The sequence below is a fragment of the Pseudomonas sp. FW305-28 genome (assembly GCF_017351395.1).
GTDB classification, from domain to species: Bacteria; Pseudomonadota; Gammaproteobacteria; order Pseudomonadales; family Pseudomonadaceae; genus Aquipseudomonas; species Aquipseudomonas fluorescens_AA.
On sequence record NZ_JACNDD010000219.1, the window covers coordinates 1 to 7,604 of the forward strand.

At 63.9% G+C, this 7,604-nt stretch carries 5 protein-coding genes; 4 read left to right on the forward strand and 1 reads right to left on the reverse strand.

What is annotated here, in order from left to right; translation table 11 throughout:
• The coding region (locus J4E53_RS28865) for a DNA repair protein RecO (RefSeq protein WP_207268250.1) at positions 1 to 505 on the forward strand (505 nt) is incomplete at its 5' end.
• A 49-nt stretch (positions 506 to 554) separates the two neighbouring features.
• The gene (pdxJ, locus tag J4E53_RS28870; RefSeq protein WP_060740813.1) at positions 555 to 1,298 is read left to right on the forward strand and encodes a pyridoxine 5'-phosphate synthase; all 744 of its coding nucleotides are present in this window, start codon (positions 555 to 557) and stop codon (positions 1,296 to 1,298) included.
• 152 nt (positions 1,299 to 1,450) lie between these two features.
• On the opposite strand, the gene mltF is transcribed toward pdxJ, so the two are convergent.
• On the reverse strand, positions 1,451 to 2,911 hold the full coding sequence (mltF, locus tag J4E53_RS28875; protein ID WP_081015374.1) for a membrane-bound lytic murein transglycosylase MltF: 1,461 nt from the start codon (positions 2,909 to 2,911) through the stop codon (positions 1,451 to 1,453).
• 288 nt (positions 2,912 to 3,199) lie between these two features.
• Between mltF and purL the strand changes: the two genes are divergently transcribed.
• Positions 3,200 to 7,096 carry a phosphoribosylformylglycinamidine synthase gene (purL, locus tag J4E53_RS28880; protein WP_103310706.1) on the forward strand — a complete coding sequence of 1,299 codons (3,897 nt, stop codon included), beginning with the start codon at positions 3,200 to 3,202 and terminating at the stop codon, positions 7,094 to 7,096.
• Positions 7,097 to 7,100: 4 nt separating this feature from the next.
• Complete coding sequence (locus J4E53_RS28885) at positions 7,101 to 7,412, forward strand: YqfO family protein (RefSeq protein ID WP_060740816.1); 312 nt, start codon at positions 7,101 to 7,103, stop codon at positions 7,410 to 7,412.
• Positions 7,413 to 7,604: the final 192 nt, after the last annotated feature.

The following is a 7,604-nucleotide window of genomic DNA, read 5'->3' on the forward strand; positions in this document are numbered from 1 at the left end:
GCGGGGCGAGTTGAAGAACGTCGGGCGCATGGAAAGCAACGGCGTCGCCGCCTGGCTCAACGGCGAGGCGTTGTTCAGCGGCTTGTACCTCAATGAACTGCTGATCCGCCTGCTGCCCGCCGAAGATCCTCACCCGGCCGTCTTCGACCACTACGCCGCCACGCTGCTGGCCCTGGCCGAAGGCCGTCCGCTGGAACCGCTGCTGCGGTCGTTCGAATGGCGCCTGCTGGATGACCTGGGCTATGGCTTCGCCTTGAGCACCGACCTGCACGGTGAGCCCATCGCCGCCGACGGCCTCTACCGTTTGCAAGTGGATGCTGGCCTGGAGCGGGTCTACCTGCTGCAACCGGGGCTGTTCAACGGCGCCGAGCTGCTGGCCATGGCCGAGGCCGACTGGAGCGCGCCGGGTGCCTTGTCGGCGGCCAAGCGCCTGATGCGCCAAGCCTTGGCCGTGCATTTGGGCGGTCGGCCCCTGGTCAGTCGCGAGCTGTTTCGCAAGCCCTGATCAACCCGTATGCTGTGGGCCGACTATCTGTCCCTTCAGGAGCCTTTTTGTGAGCACCAGCAATCGCATTCTTCTCGGCGTGAACATCGACCATGTCGCCACCCTGCGCCAGGCCCGCGGTACGCGCTACCCGGATCCGGTCAAGGCCGCGCTGGACGCGGAAGAGGCGGGTGCCGACGGCATCACCGTGCACCTGCGTGAAGACCGTCGCCACATCCAGGAGCGCGACGTGCTGCTGCTCAAGGACGTGCTGCAAACCCGCATGAACTTCGAAATGGGCGTGACCGAGGAAATGATGGCGTTCGCTGAGCTCATCCGCCCGGCGCACATCTGCCTGGTGCCGGAGACGCGCCAGGAACTGACCACCGAAGGCGGCCTCGACGTAGCGGGGCAGGAGTCGCGGATCAGCCTGGCGGTGGAGCGCTTGTCGAAGATCGGTGCCGAGGTATCGCTGTTCATCGATGCCGACGAACGGCAGATCGAAGCGTCCAAGCGGGTCGGCGCCCCGGCCATCGAACTGCACACCGGTCGTTACGCCGATGCCGAAACCCCCACCGAGGTGGCCGACGAGCTGCAGCGGGTCGCCGATGGCGTCGCCTTTGGCCTGGCCCAGGGCTTGATCGTCAACGCCGGCCATGGCCTGCACTACCACAATGTTGAAGCCGTCGCGGCCATCAAGGGCATCAACGAGCTGAACATCGGCCACGCGCTGGTGGCCCATGCGTTGTTCGTCGGGTTCAAGTCGGCGGTGGCGGAAATGAAAGCGCTGATCCTGGCTGCCGCCAAGTCCTGACCGCAGCCACCATCCCCTGTGGGAGCTAGCCTGTGGGAGCAAAGCTTGCTCGCGATTGCGGACTGACAGTCAAACCGCTATCGCGAGCAAGCTTTGCTCCCACAGGCTAGCTCCCGCAGGCCCGCTCCCACATTAAGGGTTGTGTACAGCTGTCAGAGCTGCGGGGATTCCTGGTTCGGCTTGCTCTTGTCCACACCCGGCACGTGCAGGTTGCCCTCGGCCACCTGGTCGCCTTCGAGCTGCGGCTGCGTCACCCAGGTCAGGATGTCGTAGTAGCGACGGATGTTCGCCACGAAATGCACGGGCTCGCCGCCCCGGGCGTAGCCGTAGCGGGTCTTGCTGTACCACTGCTTCTGGGACAGGCGCGGCAGGATCTTCTTCACATCCAGCCACTTGTCCGGGTTCAGCCCTTCCTTGGCCGCCAGTTTGCGGGCGTCGTCCAGGTGGCCGCTGCCGACGTTATAGGCAGCCAGGGCGAACCAGGTGCGGTCGGGCTCCTGGATGCTTTCGTCCAGTTGGTCCTTCATGTAGGCCAGGTACTTGGCGCCGCCCATGATGCTTTGCTTTGGGTCCAGGCGGTTGGACACGCCCATGGCCTGGGCGGTGTTCTGGGTCAGCATCATCAGGCCGCGCACGCCGGTCTTGGACGTGACCGCCGGTTGCCACAGTGATTCCTGGTAGCCGATCGCGGCCAGCAGGCGCCAATCGACTTTTTCCTGCTTGGCGTAGGCCTTGAAGTGCTGCTCGTATTTGGGCAGGCGTTGTTGCAGATGCTGGGCGAACGTGGTGGCGCCCATGTAGCCGAGGACATCGACGTGGCCGTAGTAGCGGTCCTTGAGGCGTTGCAGCGTGCCGTTCTTCTGCACCTTGTCGAGGTAGCTGTTGATCTCGTTGAGCAGGCTGTTGTCTTCACCAGGGGCCACCGCCCAGCTCTGGTTGCGGGCATCGCCGAGGTCGAAGGCCACGCGCACGTTGGGGAAGTACACCTGATTCATCGCCACTTCGTTGGAGTCCACCAGGGTGAGGTCGATCTGGCCCTCGTCGACCATGCGCAGCAGGTCGACCACTTCAACCGCGTCGGACTCTTCGTATTCGATGCCGGGGTATTGCTGTTTCAGCTGCGCCAGCTGTTCGGCGTGGCTGCTGCCCTTGAGCACCATGATCTTCTTGCCCGCTAGGGCGGCCGCGTCGGTGGGGCGTGACTGGCCATTGCGGTAGATGACCTGCGGGGTGACTTCCAGGTAGGCGTGGGAAAACCGCACCTGCTTCTTGCGCTGTTCGCTGCTGACCAGGCCTGCGGCCGCCAATACCGGACCGTTGGGTTTGCCGATCTGGTTGAACAGGTCGTCGAGGTTGTCGGCGGTCTCGATCTTCAGTTCCACACCCAAATCGTCGGCGAAGCGCTTCACCAGCTCGTATTCGAAGCCGGTTTCACCGTTACGATCCTCAAAGTAGGTGGCGGGGCTGTTTCGGGTAACCACCCGCAGCACGCCATCCTCCTTTACGCGCTCCAGTGTGTTGGGTTTCTCAACACAACCACTGAGCACCAGGAAGAGTCCGGTTGCGATCAGCCATCTGGCATATCGCGGACGCAAAGCCGTTGGGGAAAACATCTGCGCAGTATACGCAAACGGCCCCTACCGCCATATCTCGACAGCAAAAGGCCAGTCTGCTAGCGGTTGCAAAACATGTCCGCAACACCGGCCGGCCGGGGTGTGGCGGGCTTTGCGCCGCTGAAAAATATCTCTGCACGAACCTTGGCACGGGGGCTCAATACCTCCGTACGCGTAAAGACCGACATTCGGCCAGCACCGTGCGTGCCGTTTCGGGTGCCGTTGCCGGCGGTTTAGGCTAGAATGCACGGCCTCAAAGCACACCCCCTTCCCGAGGCTGTCCCGAAGATGTTGATCCTGCGCGGCGCTCCTGCCCTTTCTGCCTTTCGCCACAGCAAACTCCTTGAGCAACTGAGCCAAAAGGTTCCGGCTGTCAGTGGCTTGTATGCTGAATTCGCTCACTTCGCCGAAGTCACCGGCGGTTTGACCGGCGACGAACAGCAGGTGCTCGCGCGCCTTCTGAAGTACGGCCCCAGTGTTCCTGTCCAGGAGCCGGCCGGTCGCCTGTTCCTGGTGCTGCCGCGTTTCGGCACCATTTCGCCATGGTCGAGCAAGGCCAGCGACATCGCCCGCAATTGCGGCCTGACGAAGGTCCAGCGCCTGGAGCGCGGCATTGCCTTTTATGTCGCCGGTGAGTTCAGCGAGGCCGAGGCCCGGTTGATCGCCGAAGGCCTGCATGACCGCATGACCCAGGTCGTGCTGGGCAACCTGGAGCAGGCCGCGGGTCTGTTCAGCCACGCCGAGCCCAAGCCGCTGACGGCCATCGACGTACTGGGCGGCGGCCGTGCCGCACTGGAAAACGCCAACGCCGAACTGGGCCTGGCCCTGGCCGAAGACGAGATCGATTACCTGGTCAACGCCTTCCAGGGCTTGAAGCGCAACCCGCACGACATCGAACTGATGATGTTCGCCCAGGCCAACTCCGAGCACTGCCGCCACAAGATCTTCAACGCCAGTTGGGACATTGACGGCCAGAGCCAGGAAAAAAGCCTGTTCGGCATGATCAAGAACACCTATCAGATGCATAACGAAGGTGTGCTGTCGGCCTACAAGGACAACGCGGCGGTGATCGTCGGCAACGTTGCCGGTCGCTTCTACCCGAACCCCGAGACCCGCCAGTACGGTGCGGTCCAGGAGCCGGTGCACATCCTGATGAAGGTCGAGACCCACAACCACCCGACCGCCATTGCGCCGTTCCCGGGCGCGTCCACCGGTTCCGGTGGCGAGATCCGTGACGAAGGCGCCACCGGGCGCGGTGCCAAGCCCAAGGCCGGCCTGACCGGCTTCACCGTGTCGAACCTGCAGATCCCGGGCTTCGAACAGCCGTGGGAAAAGCCCTACGGCAAGCCTGAGCGTATCGTCAACGCCCTCGACATCATGATCGAAGGTCCCCTGGGGGGCGCGGCGTTCAACAACGAATTCGGCCGTCCGGCCCTGACCGGCTACTTCCGTACCTTCGAACAGTCCATCACCACCCCCCGTGGTGAGGAAGTCCGTGGTTACCACAAGCCGATCATGCTCGCGGGCGGCATGGGCAACATCCGCGCCGAACACGTACAAAAAGGCGAGATCCTGGTCGGCTCCAAGCTGATCGTCCTCGGCGGCCCGGCCATGCTGATCGGCCTGGGTGGCGGCGCGGCTTCCTCCATGGCCACCGGCACCAGCTCGGCCGACCTGGACTTCGCCTCGGTCCAGCGGGAAAACCCGGAAATGGAACGCCGTTGCCAGGAAGTCATCGACCGTTGCTGGCAGTTGGGTGAACACAACCCCATCAGCTTCATCCACGACGTCGGCGCGGGCGGCCTGTCCAACGCCTTCCCGGAACTGGTCAACGACGGCGGCCGCGGTGGCCGTTTCGAACTGCGCAACATTCCGAACGACGAGCCGGGCATGGCCCCGCACGAAATCTGGAGCAACGAATCCCAGGAACGTTACGTCCTGGCGGTCGGCCCGGCCGACTTCGAACGCTTCCAGGCCATTTGCGAGCGCGAGCGCTGCCCGTTCGCGGTAGTGGGTGAAGCCACCGCCGAGCCGCAACTGACCGTGACCGACAGCCACTTCGGCAACAGCCCGGTGGACATGCCGCTGGAAGTGCTGCTGGGCAAGGCCCCGCGCATGCACCGTTCGGCGGTTCGCGAAGCGGAGCTGGGCGATGATTTCGATCCGTCGACCCTCGACCTCGCCGAGTCCATCGAGCGCGTGCTGCATCACCCGGCCGTGGCGAGCAAGAGCTTCCTGATCACCATCGGCGACCGCACCATCACCGGCCTCGTGGCCCGTGACCAGATGGTCGGCCCATGGCAGGTGCCGGTGGCCGACGTGGCCGTGACCGCCACCAGCTTCGACGTCTACACCGGCGAAGCCATGGCGATGGGCGAGCGCACGCCGCTGGCGCTGCTGGATGCCCCGGCCTCGGGCCGCATGGCGATCGGCGAGACCCTGACCAACATCGCGGCTTCGCGCATCGGCAAGATTTCCGACATCAAGCTGTCGGCCAACTGGATGTCCGCCGCCGGTCACCCGGGTGAAGATGCCCGCCTGTACGACACCGTCAAGGCTGTCGGCATGGAGCTGTGCCCGGAGCTGGGCATCACCATTCCGGTGGGCAAGGACTCCATGTCCATGGCCACGCGCTGGAACGACGAAGGCGTGGACAAGAGCGTGACCTCGCCGCTGTCGCTGATCGTGACCGGTTTCGCCCCGGTCACCGACATCCGCCAGACCCTGACCCCGCAACTGCGCATGGACAAGGGCACCACCGACCTGATCCTGATCGACCTGGGCCGTGGCCAGAACCGCATGGGCGCCTCGATCCTGGCCCAGGTGCATGGCAAGCTCGGTTCGCAAGCGCCGGACGTCGACGATGCCGAAGACCTGAAGGCGTTCTTCGCCGTCATCCAGGGCCTCAACGCCGACGGTCACCTGCTGGCCTACCACGACCGTTCCGACGGTGGTTTGCTGACCACCGTGGTGGAAATGGCCTTCGCCGGTCACTGTGGCCTGAGCCTGACCCTCGACAGCGTGGCCGAGTCCACGGCTGAAATCCCGGCCATCCTGTTCAACGAAGAACTGGGTGCGGTGATCCAGGTTCGCCAGGACGCCACCCCGGACATCCTCGCCCAGTTCAGCGCCGCCGGCCTGGCCGATTGCGTCTCGGTGATCGGCCAGCCGATCAACAACGCCCACATCAACATCACTTTCAATGGCGACACCGTCTTCGAAGGCCAGCGCAGTCTGTTGCAGCGTCAGTGGGCTGAAACCAGCTACCAGATCCAGCGCCTGCGCGACAACGCCGAGTGTGCCGAGCAGGAGTTCGACGCGCTGCTGGAAGAAGACAACCCGGGCCTGAGCGCCAAGCTTAGCTACGACGTCAACCTCGACGTGGCCGCGCCCTACATCAAGAAAGGCATTCGCCCACAAGTGGCGGTCCTGCGCGAGCAGGGCGTCAATGGCCAGGTGGAGATGGCGGCAGCGTTCGACCGCGCCGGTTTCAACGCGATCGACGTGCACATGAGCGACATCCTGGCCGGTCGTGTCGACCTGAACGACTTCAAGGGCATGGTCGCCTGCGGCGGTTTCTCCTATGGCGACGTGCTCGGTGCCGGTGAAGGCTGGGCCAAGTCGGCGCTGTTCAACAGCCGCGCCCGCGACGCGTTCCAAGGTTTCTTCGAGCGTAACGACAGCTTCACCCTCGGCGTGTGCAACGGTTGCCAGATGATGTCCAACCTGCACGAGCTGATCCCGGGCAGCGAATTCTGGCCGCACTTCGTGCGTAACCGTTCCGAGCAGTTCGAAGCGCGCGTGGCGATGGTCCAGGTCCAGGAGTCGAACTCGATCTTCCTGCAGGGCATGGCCGGTTCGCGCATGCCGATCGCCATCGCCCACGGCGAAGGCCATGCGGAGTTCGAAAGCGAAGAAGCCCTGCTCGAAGCCGACCTGTCCGGTTGCGTGTCGCTGCGTTTTGTCGACAACCACGGCAAGGTCACCGAAACCTACCCGGCCAACCCGAACGGCTCGCCGCGCGGGATCACCGGCCTGACCAGCCGCGACGGCCGTGTCACGATCATGATGCCGCACCCGGAGCGGGTGTTCCGCGCGGTGCAGAACTCGTGGCGTTCGGACGACTGGAACGAAGACGCGCCCTGGATGCGCATGTTCCGTAACGCCCGCGTCTGGGTGAACTGAGACGGTGTACAAGCTCTGCTTCTTCGTCCCGGCCAGTCACGTGGACGAGGTCAAAAGCGCCGTATTCGCTGCCGGTGGCGGGCGAATCGGCGGCTATGACCACTGTGCCTGGCAAGTGTTGGGCCTGGGCCAGTTTCGCCCGTTGGACGGCAGCCAGCCGTTCATTGGCGAGGCGGGGCAGGTCGAGCAGGTCGAGGAGTGGAAGGTAGAGCTTGTCGTTGCCGATGAGCTGATTCGTGGGGTGGTGAAGGCGCTGAAACAAAGCCATCCGTACGAGACGCCAGCGTATGAAGTGTGGCGGTTGGAGGATTTCTGATCCTCGGTTCGCTGAAATGAAAAACCGCTGATTGAACCAGCGGTTTTTTATTGCCCGGGTGAATGGCAAAACCATGCCCGCCAGCGCAAGCAGGTCCAGTGATCCCAGAACCTGCGCTTGGCACAATCCACCCTGTGGGAGCGAGCTTGCTCGCGATAGCGGTAGGTCAGCTTACATAAACGGTGGATGTGC